Here is a 17,988-nt window from a genome sequence, read left to right as displayed (position 1 = left end):
TCAATACTCCAGTTTTAACGTGATATCGTCGCTGTAGTTCCCTGCCTGGGCGGTTGTCAGCGCCCCGGCGTCAATGACGCCATACAGCGTTTCCTCCTGTTCCGCTCCGTTGCCGGTATCGTCCAGGCCATTCGTACCGGTGATTTGCGTCTGTTTGCCTTCGTCAGCAAAGAGCTTCCACGCAATCTTCTGCGCGCCCGTTTCGCCATTTTCCGGCTTCAGCCAGAAGGTACCGTTTTCGCCGTCGTTGCTGGTGGCGGTGAGGGTGAACGGCGTGCCGTTGGTACAAACGATATCGACCTGCGTTTTGGCCTGGATTTCACTCGACTCATCGGAGCCGTGACGCGAGAAGTTAAGATCGTTCGCTTTGAGGGTGCACGACTTCACGACCTCAAGTGAGACGTGCATCGTCGCGCTTGCGGTACTGTCTGCGGCGATCGCAGCAGCAGGAAGCAGGAGAGCGGAACAACATACAACGGTGGGAATAATTTTCATGATCTTATTTCCTGACGTGAGTAACAGTGCAATTACAAAGCGAATGACTGAGCGTCCAGCAGGCAGCGTTTTTGATGGCATTTCGCCAGGTTGTGGCAGCAAAAAGTGGGGCAGGGCCATAAACAGGCGTTGCCGCGCAGAACGATGACCCGATCGCCAGCATTCGGAATGAAAGGGGTCATTTTCTCCCCCACAGATAGCCCTGGCCGTAATCGGCCTCGCTGGCGCGGGCCAGCGCGAAATCACCCGCGGTTTCGATGCCTTCGATCAGCACCTTGCTGGCGACGCGCTTGCACTCGCGGGTGAGATGCAGAAACTTCGCCTGCTCGGTCCGTCCGTTCCAGAAGGTATGTTTGTCAATTTTGATGCCGCAGAAGCGGATCTGGCTGGTCAGCAGGTCGGGAAGAAGGTCTTCGCAGACATCGTCTGCCCACACTTCTATCCCCCACTGATGGAGCGTCGCGATGCATTTTTGCAGCACCCGGCTTTGCGTATCGTCGAGTTGGACCATCGTATGGAGATCGGTGATCTCGATAGCAAGTCTCTCCGGGCACGGGGTTTCTTCTTTTAGCCTGTCGAGGAAGTCCGTTTCCAGCAGTAAATCCGATGTCGCATTGAGATAATACTTGTCGCCATCCTTGCAAAACATGGCGTGACGAAGCTGCGCAAAGAAGTGCGCTTTACGCTGCGTCGCCGACATCGAGCCAAAGTAATCTTCAAGATTGACGTTGGGCTTTGCCGTGGACAATACCTCCCAGGCAATCACATTTGCACTGCGCAGTGCCCGGATGGATTCGAACTTATAGCCGGTTAGCATGATAAACGTGCGTAACGCTCCGTGGTGATTTCAGGAGCTGCACATTTTATGGATTTGGTTTTTAGCAGGATATTTATAGATAAAAATGGCTTATATAAAGTGTTTTTATCTAATTTATAAAAATTATATAGGATTATTTATTTTCATAAGCGCCCGGCAGAACGCCGGGCGCGACGCGCATTAACCCGCTTTGCTGATGATTTTGATTTCGACCATGCCGATCCCCAGCTCACGCGGTGAGTGACCAAGGATATTCCCCTCGTTCGTGGACTGCGGGTCCGGCGGCACGATGACCAGGGTATTGCTGCGTGAAGGATTCTCAAAATGCAGCGTGTGCGTGCTCACGTCGTTTCCAAGCGTTAACGTCTGCTCCCGATCGCCCACGCGCACGGGGACGGGCTTGTTAGCATTCGGCCCGTAGGCCCTGGCGGTGATCACCAGGTCGAACTGTTCCGGCAGGGGATGGGTGTACTCAATTTTCACCTCATTGCCCAGCTGCGCGTTGGACCAGCGTCCCCAGGACTCCGGCCGCGAGATGCCGCTAAACTGCTTCACTTCTTCCGGCGCGCCGGCCACGTTAAAGATAAAGCTGTCCGCTTTGTAGCGAATATCGTTGTCGCTGATTTTCAGCATGTCGATGTTGTGCTGATAGCGCGTCGTATCAATTACCGTATCTTTAAACGCGGTTTTGCCTTTCCACTGGGCTTTATCCACGTGCTGCACGGTTTGCTCGCCGCCGAGCTGGCCCTGAGAAACACACCAGTCGGTAGAGAGCGCCAGCGGCTGCGACCAGAGCTGGCCCATTTTGTAGCACCGGTCGACCCAGACGAAGTTATCGCGTGGCGCAAAATCGGCCAGCTGATAGCGCAGCGGCGCGGAATACTCGCTTTCTGGCAGCGGCTCAACGCGACCCTCCGACACGCGTATCAGCAGCGGCAGGCGGAAGTTGCTGCCCGAGAAGGCAATGGTGTTTTTATCCCGATCGACGGTGAAGTCCTTCATCTCTTTCGGGAAGTTCCACAGGCGGATGATGTCGGGCTTCCAGGCGAGGATTTTTTCCTTCATGTTGAGGAACACTTCCGACAGGGATTGCCCCGACAGCGTGCTGCGGCCCAGGCCAATAAAGTTGTCGCCGCCCAGGATGTCCAGCACGGTGGCGCCGTTATCCATGGAGTTGCGTTTGGTGGCGATCTCCTCCTGCTGCGGCTGGTCGCCGCGCAGGACGAAGAACAGATTGCTGCGATCCTGCTTGTTGAGCTGGTCCCACGCGCTGTTTTTCATCGCCAGGTGATCGGACGAGACGACGATGACGGTGTTTTTAAACCAGGGCGAGGCTTTGATTTTCTCGACCAGCGCGGCAATGTGCTCCTGACTGCAGGTGACGGCGCTAAATGATTTATTGTTTTTACCATCAATGTCATAGCTTTTGCGCTTGCAGGTGCGCGAGACAAACCCGTCCGGATGGTGGGTGTCCACCGTCAGCGCAAAGAGAGAGAAACGCTTGCCCGCGCGGGAGAGCTCCTCGAATTTCTTCCAGGTTTCGTCGAGTACCGTATCGTCATAGAAGCCCCAGTCGTTGCGGTAGCTCGGATCGGCAACTGTCGTTTTTAACTCTTCTGAGCCGTACAGGTGGTCAAAACCGTGGGATTTCAGGAACACATCTTTTCCGGCGAAGCGCAGGTTTGCTCCCTGCACAAAATAGTTTTCGTAGCCGGAGTTTTTCAGGATATCGCCGAGGCAAATATTCTGCGGGAAGAAGGTCGACATGGAGGCTGAGGCGTTACCTTCAAAAGGCGCGAACAGCGGGATACCACACTGGGAGGCAACCATCCCGGCAATCGTGTAATCCGTACCGGGCAGCTGCATAGTGTGGCTGAAATCGAGACCTTCATTTTTCAGCGCACCCAGATCTGGCGTCAGGTCCGGGAAGGCATCGTTATCAAAGTACGTACGCTCCAGGCTTTCACCGTAGATATAGACCAGATTGAGCGTCGGGTTGGCGATCGTTTTCGACGGCTCTTTATAGTAAGCCGCGAAATCCGGATCGCCGTCGCGCGACTGGGATTTCACCAGTTCGGTGATCTGATGGAACGCCGGGCTGGCGTCGACGGAGGCCAGCGCCAGGAATAACGCCAGCAGGCTGTAGCCATGATGGTGCGGATGATGGCGACGTCTACGCAGCACCCAGGCCAGCGCGCCAAAAATGGTGACCAGCGCAACGACAAGGCCGAGCCCCGGCAGAATGTACTTGCTTACACCCGCGCCCGTCAGGCTGTTTGTCAGCGTGTAGAGCACCGCATCGTTAATGCCGTCACCGGTAAAGTAATCGCTGGCGTATAATGTAATGTTTAAAATAATAAAAATGCCGAGCACCACCAGCGTGGCGATAAACCACCAGGTGTGACGGCCGGCTTTCCAGGCGTAAACGCCGACAGAAGCCAGAAAAAGGATAAGAGACAGGAATTCAGACAACAGCATATCCTCGTGACGCCAGATGCTTCGCTGGCTAACTGTTTATTTTTTGGGTCATACAATGTAATTGCGATGTCGTTAAGCTGCAATTTTAGTGTCACGAAAGTGTGCTGTTGTTAGGATTTGGTTTAGAAAATCGTTTTTATGAAGACGTGCACATCCTGACAAACGGACGCTGAGACGGTGGCAGGCAGGAAAAACGCTCATTTAGCGCCGCGTTGCAAGACTATCGCATTAAACGCGGCGTGTTGTGGCAGAAGATGGGGTAGATCAGGAGATGAAATTAACGCCTTGTTTCAGCACCAGATCGCAGGCTTTGGTTTTCACCTGTTTGGCCAGAGAAGAGTTGCCGAGGGTGCTCAGGTTAAGCTGCTGACCGTTCTGCGCGTTAAGCAGGCCCTGAATGCCGTCCATATAGTTGGTGTCCGCTTTTTGCTCCTGGGTATCCAGACCCAGTTTACCCAGCACCTGGTTTTTCACGTTTTGCGCGTCGGTCACGGAGGCCAGCTTTTGCTTCGCGCAATATTCCAGAATCCCCGCCGCGTTGTTCATCGTACCCGCGCTCAGGCTCTGACCGCTGTTGCCCAGCAGGCTGGTGAGGGAAGAGGCGGAGAGTCCGCCCTGCGTGCTGCTGCTCTCTTTGGTCAGCTCGTTTGCTGCGCTTGACAGGGACTCCTGCCAGGACGCCGCCTGCGCTGCGCCGGTTACCAGCAGCGCGCCTAAAAAGGTGCTGATTAGAATCTGTTTTTTCATCATGGCTCTCTCAAAAAGGTCCGTTTTGGGCCGAAGGGGTTCCAGTATATACCTGCGACCTGTCGGCGATTCCTGGAACTGTCTTAATACTCTTTCCCGGTGACGCGGCTGCGGTAACTGTCCCAGTCGAAGATGACATACAGGCTGTTACCCAGCTTCATGCGGTCCATGACGCGTTCCCCCAGCAAGCGGGTCATCTCGTCGATGTTGTGGTTTGTCAGCATGCCGGTGGGGCGTTTGGATGAGGAGCGGCGATCGACAATCTGGTTAATGATCACCTTTTCATAGCGGGATTCCGTCTGAACGCCAATCTCGTCGATGACCAGCAGGTCGACATTACTCAGATCGTTAAGCAGCTGTTCTTCGCTGGTTTCGCGGTTGCTGAAGGTGTCTTTCATCGCGGACATGATATCGGCCACGGTGATGATCAGGACCGATTTACCGCGCAGAAGCAGCTCGTTGCAGATGGCGGCAGCCAGGTGGTTTTTGCCGGTGCCCGGCTTGCCGCTAAAGATGAAGCTGGCGATATTGCCGTCGAATTCATCCACGTACTGCCGCGCGGCGGCCAGCGCGTTCATCTGCCCGGTGGTCTCAATTTTATAGTTATCGAACGAGCAGTTCTGGTGCAGGGGACGAATTCCGGAACGGTTAAAGGTGCGCTGCATTTTCATCGCCCGATTTTCGCGGGCAAGCGCGGCGGCGCGGATCTTACCTTGCTCTTTTTGCCACGCCAGCAGCTCTTCACCGGTGGTGAAAGCAGGCTTCACGTTGGCAGGCATCATTTTTTGCAGACGTTTCATCAGGTCGCCGACGTTCTTCATTTCGCACCTCGGAATCCGCTGGGGATCTGTTTATCCGGTTCTGAAAACGCATTGATATCACGTTTTGGCTGGCCGTTGTTGCTGGCGCGGGTAATCTGGAGATGACGCGCGAGCTTTTGCTGCCACTGAATATGGGTGAACACTTTCCCTTCCGCCTGCCACCAGGCGGTAAACGCGGCAAGCTCTTCCGCGGTGGCGGGTTGGGTTAACGCAATGCCCCACAGCGCGGCCTGCCGCTGAAAATCTGCATCCGGCTGCCAGCCTGCATAGAGGGCAAATTTACCCATCGGAACGGTCACGGGAACGTTAACCGGTTCATCAAAGAACTGGTTATCCAGCGTGACATCGCTTGCCGGGCGTGACAATTGCGCTTCGATCTCCAGAAGCTGTGCCAGACGTTCCGGTGTGATTGCGTAAAACGCCGGCGCGTTGTCGGCAAAAACCGCAACCGTGCCCCCTTCGGCGTGGGTCAACACACCGCGAGGGTCGCGCATAAAGGCATCAATACCAGCAATGCTGGTGGTCAGAATTCTGGAGGACATAACGCTTACTCTACTGATGACTACGGGCGTGATATGGGCTTATGGTAGCACAGAGAGGGGAAAGGGAAGGAGGGGATTTCCCCGGCGGCGCTGCGCTTCCCGGGGCTACAGTTGTAGGCCTGATAAGCGCAGCGCCGTCAGGCAGTTATCACGCGATGATGTTCAGCGTGACGTCGATGTTGCCGCGGGTTGCATTAGAGTACGGGCAAACAATGTGCGCCGCATCGACCAGCTTTTTAGCTTCCGCAGGATCCATACCTTCAACATGGATGTTCAGTTTTGCTTCAATACCAAAACCGGTAGGCAGCGGGCCAATACCCACTTCGCCTTCAATAAAAGCATCTTTAGGCAGGGTAAATTTGTCGCGTGCGGCCACGAACTTCATCGCGCCCAGGAAGCAGGCAGAGTAGCCCGCGGCAAACAGCTGCTCAGGGTTGGTCACGTCTCCCCCCAGGCCGCCCATCTCTTTTGGCACACCCAGTTTGACGTCCAGTACGCCATCGGAGGAGGTGGCACGACCGTCACGGCCACCGGTGGCTTTTGCTTTGGCGGTATAAACAACTTTTTCTAAAGACATGGCAGGTTCCTCATCTTGTTTTAACGTGTGCTATTAAATAGCGTGCGATATATATGGGTAAATAATAACGTGTAAAGTATAGCGTTACGCGCGGTGTAGCTGTTGTCGCAAAAGTTCGAGCTGCTGTTTGAGCGCCAGCAGGGTGTCAGTATCACACTGCGCTGCGCACCCTACCGCATGGGGGATACCCAAAGCCTGCTGCTGGAGCTCACGTCCCGCTTCACTCAGGGTGACGGCGACCTGACGTTCGTCTTTGCGTGAACGGTGGCGGTTGATGAGCCCGGCGCTTTCCAGACGCTTCAACAGCGGCGTCAGGGTCGCAGAGTCAAGAAACAGCCGTTCACCGATGTCCGACACCGTCATATCATCCTGCTCCCACAACACCAGCATCACCAGATATTGTGGATAGGTCAGGTTCAGCGGTGCCAGCAGCTGCCGGTACAGCTTGTTAAGCGCCAGATTTGCCGAATAGAGGGCAAAGCAGAGCTGGTTATCCAGCTTGAGCGCAGCGGTTGCATCGTTTGTTTTCGCGTTCATGAGATGAATATAGATAGCGTACAATTTAATTGCAAGCAATTTTATGGGCAGGTGTAACGGAGCGCCACCTGAACGGCCATTTTGCGGTAGTGCTGGCGCTGCGCCTGCTCGTCTGCGCCTTCTTCAAACAGCAGCGTAAAGGTGTAGCTGTTGGCAACGTAGTGAAAGCTGAAGCTGCTTATCAGACGATGAAGATCGCGGGCGTCAACCGTCTCACTGAAGAGCTGTTTTTCTTTCCCCCGGCGCAGGATCTCCTCCAGCAGGTCGAGCGCGCTGCGGTTGACCTGGCGGAGATAGCTCGACTGCTGCATAAAGCGGCCGCGCTGCATGTTTTCCATGCAGATAATCCGGATGTAGTCAGGGTGGTCGGCATGATAGTCAAAAGTGGCTTCAACCAGATTGACCAGCGCTTCGACCGGGGGCATTCCCGTCAGGCTTAGCGCTTTTTCACTGGCGCGAATCTGGGTGTAAACATGTTCCAGTACCAGGAGATAGAGGTTCTCTTTATTCTTGAAATGGTAAACCACCATGCGTTTGGTGGTGCCCGCTTTCTCTGCGATCTGCTCCATCCGTGCACCGTTCAATCCATACTCGGCAAAAAGCGCGATGGCGCTCTGAAAGATTTTCTCTTTCAGGCTGGATTCTTCACTGTGCTCGGGGTGTTCGCTGCCAGGGTTAGCCACATCCTTTCCTTATTTTCACCAAACGGACCAGACGGATTATCTCCACGGCAGCGAAATAACACAAATATCAAACGCGTGGGCGTTTGCGGTACAGCCACAGGCCGGGGATCGACAGCCCGATGGAGAGCGCGCCGACGATGGAGGACGCCTTAAGAAAGTTGCTCAGGAGGAGGATCATCTGAGGTTCGGTATAGCCGAAATGGCTGATTTTCACCGCGGAAATCATTGCGGTATAGGCCGATATGCCCGGGAACATCGGGATCACTGCGGCAACAGTGAACACTTTGGGATGTGCCAGGTACCAGCGCGACCACTGAATGCCGATACTGCCGACCAGCATGGAGGCCATAAATGTCGACCATTCGATGTTAAAACCCGCCGTCATCATGACCATGCGTGAGCCATGGCCAATCGCGCCCAGCAGGGCACACCAAGGCAGAGCGCGTTGCGGGACGTTAAATACCATCGCGAAGCCGATGGCCGGAATCGCGGCCAGAAGCATGTCCTGCGCCAGCGCCAGCAGAAAATCGATCACGCCCATCCGCGTAGCCCCCAGAGTGTCATGGCCATGACCACACCGATGCAGGTCGCCAGCGTCAGCAGGCTGGCGATCGCCCAGCGTGCCAGACCGGTATTGATGTGCCCTTTAAACATGTCGGCGACGGCGTTGATCAACGGAAAGCCCGGAACCAGCAGAAGCACGCTGGCGGCCATGGCAACGGTCGGGGTGTTGGCAAACTGCGGCAGACGCAGCAGCAGGCCAGAAACCGTGGTGGCGACAAATGCGGTAATGCAGAAGTTAATTTGCGGGTGCAGCTGCCGATGCGTCAGCAGCTGGCGAACATACATGGCGATACTGCTGGCGAAAAAGGTGATGATCGCTCCGTCCCATCCGCCTTTGTTGAGCTTACAAAAGCAGGCGCACGAGAGCCCTACCATCAACACGACGAGCCAGCGCGGATAACGTAATGGCTTGATCTGGTTGAACCGTTTTTCAATCTCCCTGAGATCGAGAAGCTTATGTTCAGCGAGGATGACAATGTGCTGCACTTCGGTCACGACGTGCATGTTTATGCCGCGGTCATGGTTTTTGCGCGTGGAGGTCAGGCACTGACCGTCTTTAATCGTGGTCAGCACAATGGCATTGGATGAGATGGCACTTTCGACGCTGTCCATCCCTAGCGCCAGCCCCAGCCGGGTGGAAAGCTCCTCAACCAGCGCGCTTTCCGCGCCGTGCTGGAGCAGAAAAAGACCGCACTGAATACATAGCCGCGTGATAGCACGCTGCGTTGACCGCTCTGCCTGCATGTCGTGTCCTGAAAAAAATGGAGAGGTTGCCGGTTAGCCCATAATGAGTACTTTTAGCACAAAGTGCAGTCCCTCTTGCTGTGGGCCAGATCAAGGTTTGTGCAAACAGTGGCAGGCGGTGTCGTGAAAGGGGGCGGGATTAATTTATTAATGCCGTGAATTATTAATATCAAAATATAAAATATTTGTATTTAGTTATTCTAATTTTAAATTGTCGTTATTTTAATGACTCCACAATTAAATTTTATTTCGCTTTGTGAGATATTACTGCTGTTTAGGCATTTCTTAAACTAAGCATACATCTCATCTTCTGCTTGTATTAACCAGTCTTACACTCAGGGACGAAATAGTCATACGTTGATGTGTTTTAACGTTACTCATCAAATGAAAAATGGACACGGAGGGTCTATGTTGTCATTGCATGGTAAGCATGGCGTTGTCATTAGCCGGATGCCCGTGATGCAAAACGGGTTAGGGGGCGTGATGGCACGTCATTTCCCCGATTTTGAATTGAGCTATTGCCGCTCATTGCAGGAATTAACGCTGCTCCAGCTACGCCGCGCGGACGTCATTATTGCCGATATTTCAGGCGAATACAGGAATCCTCGGGGTGCGCTTGAAGAATATTACAGTTTATTGAATCAATACCGGGACATTCACTGGATCTTTTTAGTCTCGCGTCCGCTTTACCCTATTGCGGTTGAGTTACTTATGCGCCCGGAAAGTACGTTGCTTTCTGATATGGAACCCATTGAAGGCGTGGTTAACGCGATTCGGGCAGGGAGTGAGCGGGCAGAGCGGATAAGCCAGACGTTATTAACCCCGGAGCCTCAGGGCACGGAGGATGAAAACGAACACATTATCGCGCTTACGCACTCCGAACGTAAGGTCCTGCGTCTGTTAGGGAAAGGATGGGGGATTAACCAAATCGCCACATTGCTTAAGAAGAGCAATAAAACCATCAGTGCGCAGAAAAACAGTGCGATGCGACGGCTTTCATTACGCAGCAATGCGGATATGTACGCCTGGATCAACAGTACACAGGGAATGAGAGAGCTGAGTTTGTTGTCAGCCTATGGAGAGTTCGAGGAATGGAAAAAACCGATTCAACAAGACATATCGCCATCATCGAAAGTTGCACGATGACGGCTGTCGGGCTACAGCATCTTTTTGCGATGCCCGGCCTGAGCCATTACCAACTACACCTGTTTAGTGAATTTGACAGCTTTAAGAATGCACTTCGTCACGTTAATTTTTTCTCGCTGATCTATTCCCTTTCCGATGCGCGAGAGGAGCGCCGTAACTGCCTGGCGCACCTGCGGGACCTTGCGTTTACGCACGGCCATATCCAGCGCATCATTTTGGTTTCTGACGAGATGGAAGCACGGCTAATTAGTCATCTTTCTCCATCACGCCTGCACGGTGTCGTCAGTAAATCGGTGACGCTTGAGCATCTGCAGAAGGAACTCGTGGAGTTGCTGAGCGAAACGCTGCGTATCAATGACAATATGCTGAATCACTGGTACCGGAGCCAAAACAGGATGCTGAGTCCCACAGAACGGGCAATATTGCGTTATATGTCCTGCGGGTATTCCATCCCTGAAATCGCGGCACATCTTGAACGGAATATTAAGACCATCCGGGCACATAAGTTCAATGCGATGGTGAAACTGGGCGTGAATTCAGACGTAGGGTTACTTGATGCGGCAGATATTATTACGCATCTTCCTGCAAGAGAGCCGCAATGTTTGACTCTCCTCACGCCCACCTTTTTATAAACCGTTTTTGCGCGCCAGATACGCTCTGGCGCGTCAATCAGATACAGACATCCACCCATTTTGCGGAAGTCAGCTCTGCCATTCTGTCAGGTGAAATGCGCACAGCGCTGTGAATTGCGCCTGCGGCAGGCAGCACTTCGGCGTACTGCTTTAAAGAGATATCGCAATATACCGCGAGCGGGTTTTCCAGCCCGAACGGGCACACGCCGCCAACGGGATGACCGGTGATGGTCACTACTTCATCACTGCTGAGCATGCGCGCTTTCGCACCAAACGTGTCTTTCAGCTTTTTGTTATCCAGACGCGCATCGCCTTTCGCCACGACCAGAATCACCTCATTTTTAACCTTGAGTGACAGGGTCTTGGCGATTTGTCCCGGCTCGACACGATGGGCGGCAGCAGCCAACGCAACGGTAGCAGTACTTTGACTAAGCTCAATAACGTCTATATCCGGCGCGTTGTCGGCAAAAAACTGCTGTACAGACTGCAAACTCATTGTTTCCTCCTGACAAATATCCTGCGTAATCTGTCATAAGAAATTATGCTCTGTAAATATCTCTTAAGTAACAAATATCCCAAACGGCTGATTTCTGGATCCTCTTCACAATCACAGAAACCGGTTACAGTAACCGGTTGCAGAGCGGGAAGCGTAGATTAATACTGAGTACGTAACGTCCCCTGTATCCAATAATAAGAGCCAAATATGAAACCATTTCGTCTGAGCAGTACCGCTGGTTGGCAAGCCAGCAAGGTTGTGAAGCTGATGTATGGAACAACGTGCGGCGCGTATGTGCCCGTAACAAACGTCTGACAGGAGATCTGCCATGTCTGCCAACCATGCTGCGTTTAACCTGATATTCCGTTTCGTCGAAAATTACGTCAGCCCGATAGCCGGGCGGATCTCGTCCCAGCGTCATGTTATGGCTATTCGTGACGGGTTCATCTCCGCGATGCCATTTATGATTGTGGGTTCGTTTTTGTTAGTGTTCGCTTACCCACCTTTTTCGCCTGATACCACCTGGGGTTTCGCCCGCGCCTGGCTGGATATGGCGAAGCAGTTTGAGGGCCAAATCCTGACGCCGTTTGATATGACAATGGGCATTATGTCCATTTATATCTGTGCGGCGATTGCCTATAACCTTGGCAAACACTACGTCAAATCTCATCAGCTGGACCCGTTTATGTGCGCCATGCTGTCGCTGATGGCCTTTCTGTTGGTCGCGGCACCCAAAACCAAAGGCACGCTCCCTGTCGACAGTCTGGGGGGAACGGGCATTTTTACCGCGATTCTGGTGGCGATTTACTGCGTTGAGATGATGCGTTTCCTCAAAGCGCATAACATCGGCATTCGCCTGCCGGACCAGGTCCCGCCGATGATCAAAAACTCTTTTGATCTGCTGATCCCGGTGCTGGTGGTGGTGGTGACCCTCTATCCTCTGAGCCTGGTGATTCAGTCTCAGTTCGGCATGCTGATCCCGCAGGCTATTATGTCGGTCTTTAAACCTCTGGTTTCCGCGGCGGATTCTCTGCCTGCGATCCTGCTGGCCGTGTTGATTGGTCATCTGCTGTGGTTCGCCGGGATCCACGGCGCTGCCATCGTCTCCGGAATGTTGCAGATGTTCTGGCTGACTAACCTGGGCGCTAACCAGACGGCACTGGCCGCCAGCCAGCCTCTGCCGCATATCTTCATGGAGGCGTTCTGGACGTTCTTTATCGTGATTGGCGGGTCGGGAGCCACGATGGGGCTGGTGATTTGCTATCTGCGTAGTCGTTCAGCGCATTTACGCTCTATTGGCCGTTTGAGTGTGGTTCCCAGCTTCTTTAACATCAACGAGCCGGTTATTTTCGGTACACCGATTGTAATGAATCCGGTGTTCTTTATTCCGTTCCTGCTGGCACCGATGGTCAACGCTGTGCTGGCGTGGGCGGCGATGACATTTGATTTGATTGGGCGCGTCATCTCGGTCGTTCCCTGGACGGCACCGGCGCCGATAGGGGCAGCGTGGGCCCTGGGCTGGGACTTCCGCGCGGCTATTCTGGTTGTGGTTCTGGCCTGCGTATCGGCGATCATCTACTTCCCGTTCTTCAAAGTGTATGAGAAGCAGCTGCTGGAGCAGGAAGCGGAAGAAGCGCAGCGTAGCGCGGAAGAGGACAATCAACAGGTGGCATAGGTAAAAACAAAACGGCAACGCAGGTTGCCGTTTTTTGTTTTTGTAGGCCTGGTAAGCGAAGCGCCACCGGGCAATTCACTGCTCTACTTCAGCGTGCAATCCCCACACTGCTTAACGTCCGGCAGGCGATAACGCTGGCAGCAGGTGCGGCGAACCAGAAGCCCGTCACGGAGTACAACGGTGCGGAATAGCGGGTTGTCACGGCCATCGGAAAGCTGCCTGGCAAAGAAACAGGACTGACGCAGGGCCTCAACGTTCTCATCACCGAGCAGCGGCTTCATTTCCGTTAAATACCAGTGGATTAAATAGCCCGTATTGCTCCAGATAAGCTTCCCGTTAATCTCTCCCGTCGCTTCCAGCGCTTCCACCACCGGGATCAGAGTCTGGGTGATGAGCTGCTCCATACGTTCCTGAGCCGTCAGGCGTTCAGCGCTATGGTCTTCGTGGAGATCAATCCAGAAGCAGGCAGCACGTCCGGTTTCGTGAAACTCAACATGGAAATTATCCGGCGAGAGTTCCAGCATGCTCTTCTGTGTTAACAGCGCCAGCATGAGCGGCGGCACCATCAACCCGATATACCACTGCGCCCAGAGAGAGAGCAGGGGTTTATTTTCCCGCGTAAGGGTGGGTTGATTGCGATAGATATGGTCGGAATAGGTGGCCAGCAGCGATTGCAGCTTTGACGGCTGTCGCCACTCTGAGAGCGTCATCGCGTGGGACGGGGGCGCTTCATCAAGCCGGATAAAGTCCAGCAGGTGGGCGCGCGTTTCCGCAATTTTGTCCCGTATCGCATCTGCAAGCGAAGCATTCCCGCTGGTGAGCGGCGCTCGCCAGAGGAGAGGTTCGACGATGTGGGCAGTATGCGTGGCCATAGTATAGATAGAAATCTAAATGATAATGATTGCCAATCCTAACTATTGCTCATACCAATGGCAAGACTTTTGTCCGGGTAACATCGTCGTTATGTCTACGCCGTCTGAATCTCTTCACTTAACAGAATGTTATTGCGTCCCATATGCTTTGCTTCATAGAGGGCTTTGTCCGCTTTTTCCAGCGCGCCTTCCACGTCTTCATCCTCGAAAATGGCGATACCAATGCTGATGGTGACGTTTGTCGCGACGCTTTCGTTAAACAGATGCGGGATTTTCAAATCATAGACTTTCTGACGGATCCGCTCGGCCGTCTGGCGGGCGTGTTCGAGTGAAATGTTGGTCAGCAGCACCATAAACTCTTCCCCACCAAAACGCGCCACAATATCGCGAGAACGCACGGCATCGCGGATTGCTGCAGAGACGCGCTTCAGCGCCTGGTCGCCCATCATATGGCCGTAATGGTCGTTATAGGCTTTGAAGTGGTCGATATCCATCAGCAGAACAAAATGCTCGCCATTTTCTACCGTGGGCAGATTCTCCAGACGGCTTTGCAGACCGCGACGATTATAGAGCCCGGTAAGCGGGTCCATCATGCTGAGATCGGTAAGGGTTTCTCGTTCTTCCAGAAGGCGAGAGAGCAGCTCCTGAGCGAAACGGTCGTTGCGTCTTTGCAAAATGTTATGAATAGCAATTGCCACCACAGGAAGTGCGAAAGAATAGGTCATTCTCAGCCATATATCGTGATCGCTTAACCACAGGCAGACAATAAAGGTGGGCAGTGAATGCAGCGTAAAGGCTTTGATATTACTGGCGAACGCCAGCGTGCCGATAAAAAGCACCGTTAAAAGCGCGATTAACAAATACGTCGCATGATCGTGGGTAATTAAGGCGAATTTGGAGACAATTTGCCAGGCCCACAAAATACCGAAGATCCCTGAAACGACAGGAATATTTATCTTCCGCGCGCGCTTTCTCCAGTGCCAGATGAACAGGCCGGTACTGATGGAGAAAATAGCAATCAGAGGGGCGGAAAACAGGCGTACAGAATTGAGCGGGTTTGTTACCGAGAACACTGCCGAGGTTGCGTTCAGAAATAAAAATAAACGTAACGATAATTGATATTTTCTGTGAACCAAAGACCGCCAGGATTGTGATGTCATAGTCGTGTGTTTTTATTAAAATTTAATTAAAACAAATAAATAGATTTCGTTTCGCAATAAAATATGCAAAAAGCGCAAAGAGTAATTATCAGAAAATCTTTAGACGTTGTTAACAGGTGCGCAATTTATCACCTTAGGCAATTCCTGTCATTACGGGAAAGGTAAAGGTCGATGGATTTTGATTCATTCAGCTGACAAATGATAATCTCTGTCATATGATATTGGTTATCATTATCGTTGAAAGAGGGCAGATCATGTTGAACAGGGCGCTGGGCAGCGGTTGGGGGGTATTGCTACCGGGAGCTATTCTCGGCGGTTTGACGTTTGCCGATCTCTCTCTTGATACCTGGAAAGCCATCATTGTGTCAGGACTGTTAGTCACGTCAGGCATGATCTGGCATAAGCAACTGCGTCACTTTGTTTTACTGCCATCGTGTGTCGCGCTGGTCAGCGGAATTCTGGTGATACTGATGACTTTGAAATAACAGGGAAAAGAAGATATTCACAGGGGTTGTAAGATAATTGGTGCGAGGGGGGGGACTCGAACCCCCACATCCTAAGGACACTAACACCTGAAGCTAGCGCGTCTACCAATTCCGCCACCTTCGCACAGTCATCTTACTCTTTATTGCTATGTTGATATCGCCTCGTTGGTGCGAGGGGGGGGACTCGAACCCCCACATCCGTAAGGACACTAACACCTGAAGCTAGCGCGTCTACCAATTCCGCCACCTTCGCCCAGTGCGAGCAATATCATCGTGATTTATGGTGCGAGGGGGGGGACTCGAACCCCCACATCCGTAAGGACACTAACACCTGAAGCTAGCGCGTCTACCAATTCCGCCACCTTCGCATACCATCGATACTGTAAAAGTATCGTAACCACGGAGGCGCATTCTAGATGTTTTCAGCTTTACGTCAACAGAAAAGTGCGCGTGATGCCTTGATTGATGGAAAAATGGCCGATGGACGCGCCCTGTATAGCCGGATGGCGCTTTCGCGTATCCGGCCTACAGGGGAGGCGATTACTTTTTGGCCTGACGCGTCATCACGGTGCGGTAGACCTTAAAGCGACCCGTCTGGGCGATAACTTCGTGGAAGCCAAAGGTTTCATCCAGCACTTTCGGGTACGCCAGGAAGGCGTTCGCGACGATACGCAGCTCACCGCCGCTGTTGAGGTGACGGACAGCACCACGGATCAGCGTTTGTGCTGCTTCCAGGCTGGTCTCCATACCGTCGTGGAACGGCGGGTTAGAGATGATCATGTCGAAGCGACCGGTGATGTCGGAGAAGACGTTGCTGGCAATCACCTCGCCTTCAATGCCGTTTGCGGCAAGCGTTGCGCGGCTGGCTTCAACCGCCGGGGCGCTCACGTCACACAGGGTTAAGCGCACTTTTGGCGAATGGCTGGCAAGCACGGTAGAGAGCACGCCCGCGCCGCAGCCCACGTCCAGCACTTTGCCTTTGGTGTGCGGCGTCAGAGTTGAAAGCAGCAGCTTGCTGCCCGTATCCAGCGCATCGCGGCTGAACACGCCCGGCAGCGTTTTGATGGTCAGGCCGTCAAGCTGGTACTCATCCCAGTATGCCTGTGCATCAAACGTTGTCTGTTTTTCCAGACGGCCATGGTACAGACCACAGCGGCGAGCGCTGTCAACTTTGTTCAGCGGCGCATAGCCTTCCAGCAGCTGTTCCGCGCTACGCACGCCGCTGCGGTTTTCACCGACCACGAAAATATCGCAGCCGACCGGCAGCAGGGAGAGCAGGTTCATCAGCTGGAACTGGGCTTCCGGTTTATTCTTCGGCCAGTAGTAGATCAGCGTATCGCAGTCGGCGATATCGCTCTGCTCTGCCACCAGGCTAAAGCGCGCGCGCTCGCCCATCTGGCGGCTCAGCACCTGCCAGTGGTGGTAGTATTGGGTGTGGGCACGGCTTTCAGCACAGTCGAAACGCGCGGGCAGGTCATCCTGCATATCTCCGGCAAACAGAATACGGCTTTCTTCGAAATCATCACTGTGACGCAGCAAGACTTCACTTGCCGGGGTAAATGCAGACATGAATTGTTCCTCAATAAACTCAGGCGGGGATTATAGTAGGTAGATGGCGCACTTTCGACACATTTGCTATATTTGCGCGCCTGAGAGACAGGAGTTTTCCCTATGACATCCCGACGAGACTGGCAGTTGCAGCAACTGGGCATCACCCAGTGGGCTTTGCGTCGCCCGACGGCGTTGCAGGGCGAAATCGCCATCTCCATCCCGGCGCACGTTCGTCTGGTGATGGTGGCGGAAGAACTGCCTGCCCTGAATGACCCCCTGATCGATGATGTCCTTCGCAGCCTGAAGCTGACGGCCGACCAGGTTTTACCGCTGACGCCAGAGCGTGTCGCGATGCTGCCTCCTGATAGTCGCTGTAACAGCTGGCGTATCGGAGAGGCGAATGAGATCTCTCTTCAGGGGAGCCAGATCTGCTCGCCAGCGCTGGACGAACTGAAAGCCAACCCAAAAGCGCGCAGCGCGCTATGGCAACAAATCTGCGAATATGAACACGATTTCTTCCCTCACGACGCCTGACCTGTCCACAGCGTTCGCGATTGAAACACGCGCCCACGCGTTTCCGTGGAGCGAAAAAACCTTCGCCAGCAATCAGGGCGAACGGTATCTGAACTACCGCCTGGACGTTGACGGCACCATGGCCGCTTTCGCGATCACGCAGGTTGTTCTTGATGAGGCGACGCTGTTTAATATCGCGGTTGATCCCGCGTTTCAGCGCCGTGGGCTGGGAAGAGAACTGCTTGAGCACCTCATCCGTGAGCTCGAAACCCGTGACGTTTTCACCCTGTGGCTGGAGGTGCGCGCGTCGAATGTCGCCGCCATCGCGCTCTATGAAAGCTTAGGCTTTAACGAGGCGACAATCCGCCGTAACTACTACCCCACCGCAGAGGGACGTGAAGACGCCATCATAATGGCTCTGCCGATTGGATAATAAAAAATAAGGTTGTAACG

Annotated in this window: 21 protein-coding genes and 3 tRNA genes; 6 read left to right on the top strand and 18 right to left on the bottom strand. The window is 53.5% G+C overall.

Going from position 1 to position 17,988, the window contains the following annotated elements:
- From LJA86_RS16140 to LJA86_RS16090, 11 genes are all read right to left on the bottom strand, one after another.
- On the bottom strand, window positions 1-495 hold the full coding sequence (locus LJA86_RS16140; protein WP_045907722.1) for a spore coat U domain-containing protein: 495 nt from the start codon (window positions 493-495) through the stop codon (window positions 1-3).
- Between the two features lie 178 nt (window positions 496-673).
- Window positions 674-1,312 carry an EAL domain-containing protein gene (locus tag LJA86_RS16135; RefSeq protein WP_229226410.1) on the bottom strand — a complete coding sequence of 213 codons (639 nt, stop codon included), beginning with the start codon at window positions 1,310-1,312 and terminating at the stop codon, window positions 674-676.
- A gap of 180 nt (window positions 1,313-1,492) precedes the next feature.
- Window positions 1,493-3,784 (bottom strand): phosphatidylglycerol--membrane-oligosaccharide glycerophosphotransferase, encoded by a 2,292-nt coding sequence (gene opgB / locus LJA86_RS16130; protein WP_229226409.1) that lies wholly within the window; start codon window positions 3,782-3,784, stop codon window positions 1,493-1,495.
- Between the two features lie 270 nt (window positions 3,785-4,054).
- The gene (locus LJA86_RS16125) at window positions 4,055-4,537 is read right to left on the bottom strand and encodes a DUF2501 domain-containing protein (RefSeq protein WP_024908282.1); all 483 of its coding nucleotides are present in this window, start codon (window positions 4,535-4,537) and stop codon (window positions 4,055-4,057) included.
- 83 nt (window positions 4,538-4,620) lie between these two features.
- On the bottom strand, window positions 4,621-5,358 hold the full coding sequence (dnaC, locus tag LJA86_RS16120; protein WP_008502094.1) for a DNA replication protein DnaC: 738 nt from the start codon (window positions 5,356-5,358) through the stop codon (window positions 4,621-4,623).
- Complete coding sequence (gene dnaT / locus LJA86_RS16115; protein ID WP_229226408.1) at window positions 5,355-5,900, bottom strand: primosomal protein DnaT; 546 nt, start codon at window positions 5,898-5,900, stop codon at window positions 5,355-5,357. Before dnaT ends, dnaC begins: the two co-directional genes overlap by 4 nt.
- 148 nt (window positions 5,901-6,048) lie before the next feature.
- The gene (locus LJA86_RS16110; RefSeq protein ID WP_196365468.1) at window positions 6,049-6,477 is read right to left on the bottom strand and encodes an organic hydroperoxide resistance protein; all 429 of its coding nucleotides are present in this window, start codon (window positions 6,475-6,477) and stop codon (window positions 6,049-6,051) included.
- Between the two features lie 84 nt (window positions 6,478-6,561).
- Window positions 6,562-7,014, bottom strand: coding sequence for a MarR family winged helix-turn-helix transcriptional regulator (locus tag LJA86_RS16105; protein WP_023293337.1), 453 nt, complete (start codon window positions 7,012-7,014; stop codon window positions 6,562-6,564).
- A gap of 41 nt (window positions 7,015-7,055) precedes the next feature.
- Window positions 7,056-7,697 carry a TetR family transcriptional regulator gene (locus LJA86_RS16100; RefSeq protein ID WP_008502090.1) on the bottom strand — a complete coding sequence of 214 codons (642 nt, stop codon included), beginning with the start codon at window positions 7,695-7,697 and terminating at the stop codon, window positions 7,056-7,058.
- A gap of 67 nt (window positions 7,698-7,764) precedes the next feature.
- The gene (locus tag LJA86_RS16095; protein WP_045907727.1) at window positions 7,765-8,238 is read right to left on the bottom strand and encodes a threonine/serine exporter; all 474 of its coding nucleotides are present in this window, start codon (window positions 8,236-8,238) and stop codon (window positions 7,765-7,767) included.
- Window positions 8,229-9,005 (bottom strand): threonine/serine ThrE exporter family protein, encoded by a 777-nt coding sequence (locus LJA86_RS16090; protein WP_048028601.1) that lies wholly within the window; start codon window positions 9,003-9,005, stop codon window positions 8,229-8,231. Before LJA86_RS16090 ends, LJA86_RS16095 begins: the two co-directional genes overlap by 10 nt.
- 408 nt (window positions 9,006-9,413) lie before the next feature.
- Here LJA86_RS16090 and LJA86_RS16085 point away from each other — a divergent pair, with 408 nt between their 5' ends.
- Together LJA86_RS16085 and bglJ are read left to right on the top strand one after the other, a co-directional pair.
- Entirely contained in the window at window positions 9,414-10,151 is a 738-nt protein-coding gene (locus tag LJA86_RS16085) for a helix-turn-helix transcriptional regulator (RefSeq protein WP_229226407.1), read from the top strand.
- Entirely contained in the window at window positions 10,148-10,783 is a 636-nt protein-coding gene (gene bglJ / locus LJA86_RS16080; RefSeq protein ID WP_063620702.1) for a DNA-binding transcriptional activator BglJ, read from the top strand. Before LJA86_RS16085 ends, bglJ begins: the two co-directional genes overlap by 4 nt.
- 37 nt (window positions 10,784-10,820) lie before the next feature.
- On the opposite strand, the gene LJA86_RS16075 is transcribed toward bglJ, so the two are convergent.
- Entirely contained in the window at window positions 10,821-11,279 is a 459-nt protein-coding gene (locus LJA86_RS16075) for a YbaK/EbsC family protein (RefSeq protein WP_008502085.1), read from the bottom strand.
- Window positions 11,280-11,607: 328 nt separating this feature from the next.
- On the opposite strand from LJA86_RS16075, the gene LJA86_RS16070 reads away from it, so the two are divergent.
- A complete protein-coding gene (locus LJA86_RS16070; RefSeq protein ID WP_045907731.1) occupies window positions 11,608-12,954 on the top strand; it encodes a PTS sugar transporter subunit IIC in 1,347 nt (448 codons plus the stop codon).
- 83 nt (window positions 12,955-13,037) lie between these two features.
- Here the strand turns inward: LJA86_RS16070 and fhuF are convergent, their stop codons facing one another.
- Window positions 13,038-13,826: a siderophore-iron reductase FhuF gene (gene fhuF, locus LJA86_RS16065; RefSeq protein ID WP_048225555.1), complete on the bottom strand. Its 789-nt coding sequence runs from the start codon at window positions 13,824-13,826 to the stop codon at window positions 13,038-13,040.
- 95 nt (window positions 13,827-13,921) lie between these two features.
- Window positions 13,922-14,986 carry a GGDEF domain-containing protein gene (locus LJA86_RS16060; RefSeq protein WP_045907733.1) on the bottom strand — a complete coding sequence of 355 codons (1,065 nt, stop codon included), beginning with the start codon at window positions 14,984-14,986 and terminating at the stop codon, window positions 13,922-13,924.
- Window positions 14,987-15,201: 215 nt separating this feature from the next.
- Here LJA86_RS16060 and LJA86_RS16055 point away from each other — a divergent pair, with 215 nt between their 5' ends.
- Complete coding sequence (locus tag LJA86_RS16055) at window positions 15,202-15,471, top strand: DUF1435 domain-containing protein (protein WP_229226406.1); 270 nt, start codon at window positions 15,202-15,204, stop codon at window positions 15,469-15,471.
- Window positions 15,472-15,509: 38 nt separating this feature from the next.
- On the opposite strand, the gene LJA86_RS16050 is transcribed toward LJA86_RS16055, so the two are convergent.
- From LJA86_RS16050 to rsmC, 4 genes are all read right to left on the bottom strand, one after another.
- A tRNA-Leu gene (locus tag LJA86_RS16050) sits at window positions 15,510-15,595 on the bottom strand.
- A 42-nt stretch (window positions 15,596-15,637) separates the two neighbouring features.
- Window positions 15,638-15,724, bottom strand: a tRNA-Leu gene (locus LJA86_RS16045).
- Window positions 15,725-15,752: 28 nt separating this feature from the next.
- Window positions 15,753-15,839: transfer RNA gene (locus tag LJA86_RS16040), tRNA-Leu, on the bottom strand.
- A gap of 172 nt (window positions 15,840-16,011) precedes the next feature.
- Window positions 16,012-17,040 (bottom strand): 16S rRNA (guanine(1207)-N(2))-methyltransferase RsmC, encoded by a 1,029-nt coding sequence (gene rsmC / locus LJA86_RS16035; RefSeq protein ID WP_039265277.1) that lies wholly within the window; start codon window positions 17,038-17,040, stop codon window positions 16,012-16,014.
- A gap of 102 nt (window positions 17,041-17,142) precedes the next feature.
- Between rsmC and LJA86_RS16030 the strand changes: the two genes are divergently transcribed.
- Entirely contained in the window at window positions 17,143-17,556 is a 414-nt protein-coding gene (locus LJA86_RS16030) for a DNA polymerase III subunit psi (RefSeq protein WP_045907736.1), read from the top strand.
- Window positions 17,525-17,968 (top strand): ribosomal protein S18-alanine N-acetyltransferase, encoded by a 444-nt coding sequence (gene rimI, locus LJA86_RS16025; protein ID WP_008502078.1) that lies wholly within the window; start codon window positions 17,525-17,527, stop codon window positions 17,966-17,968. Before LJA86_RS16030 ends, rimI begins: the two co-directional genes overlap by 32 nt.
- Window positions 17,969-17,988: the final 20 nt, after the last annotated feature.

The organism is Enterobacter sp. TCD1-1 (assembly GCF_020567405.1).
In the GTDB taxonomy this organism is placed as follows: Bacteria; Pseudomonadota; Gammaproteobacteria; order Enterobacterales; family Enterobacteriaceae; genus Enterobacter; species Enterobacter quasiroggenkampii.
Note: the sequence above shows the minus strand (reverse complement) of the source record. Positions and strands in the feature narration are given on the sequence as shown.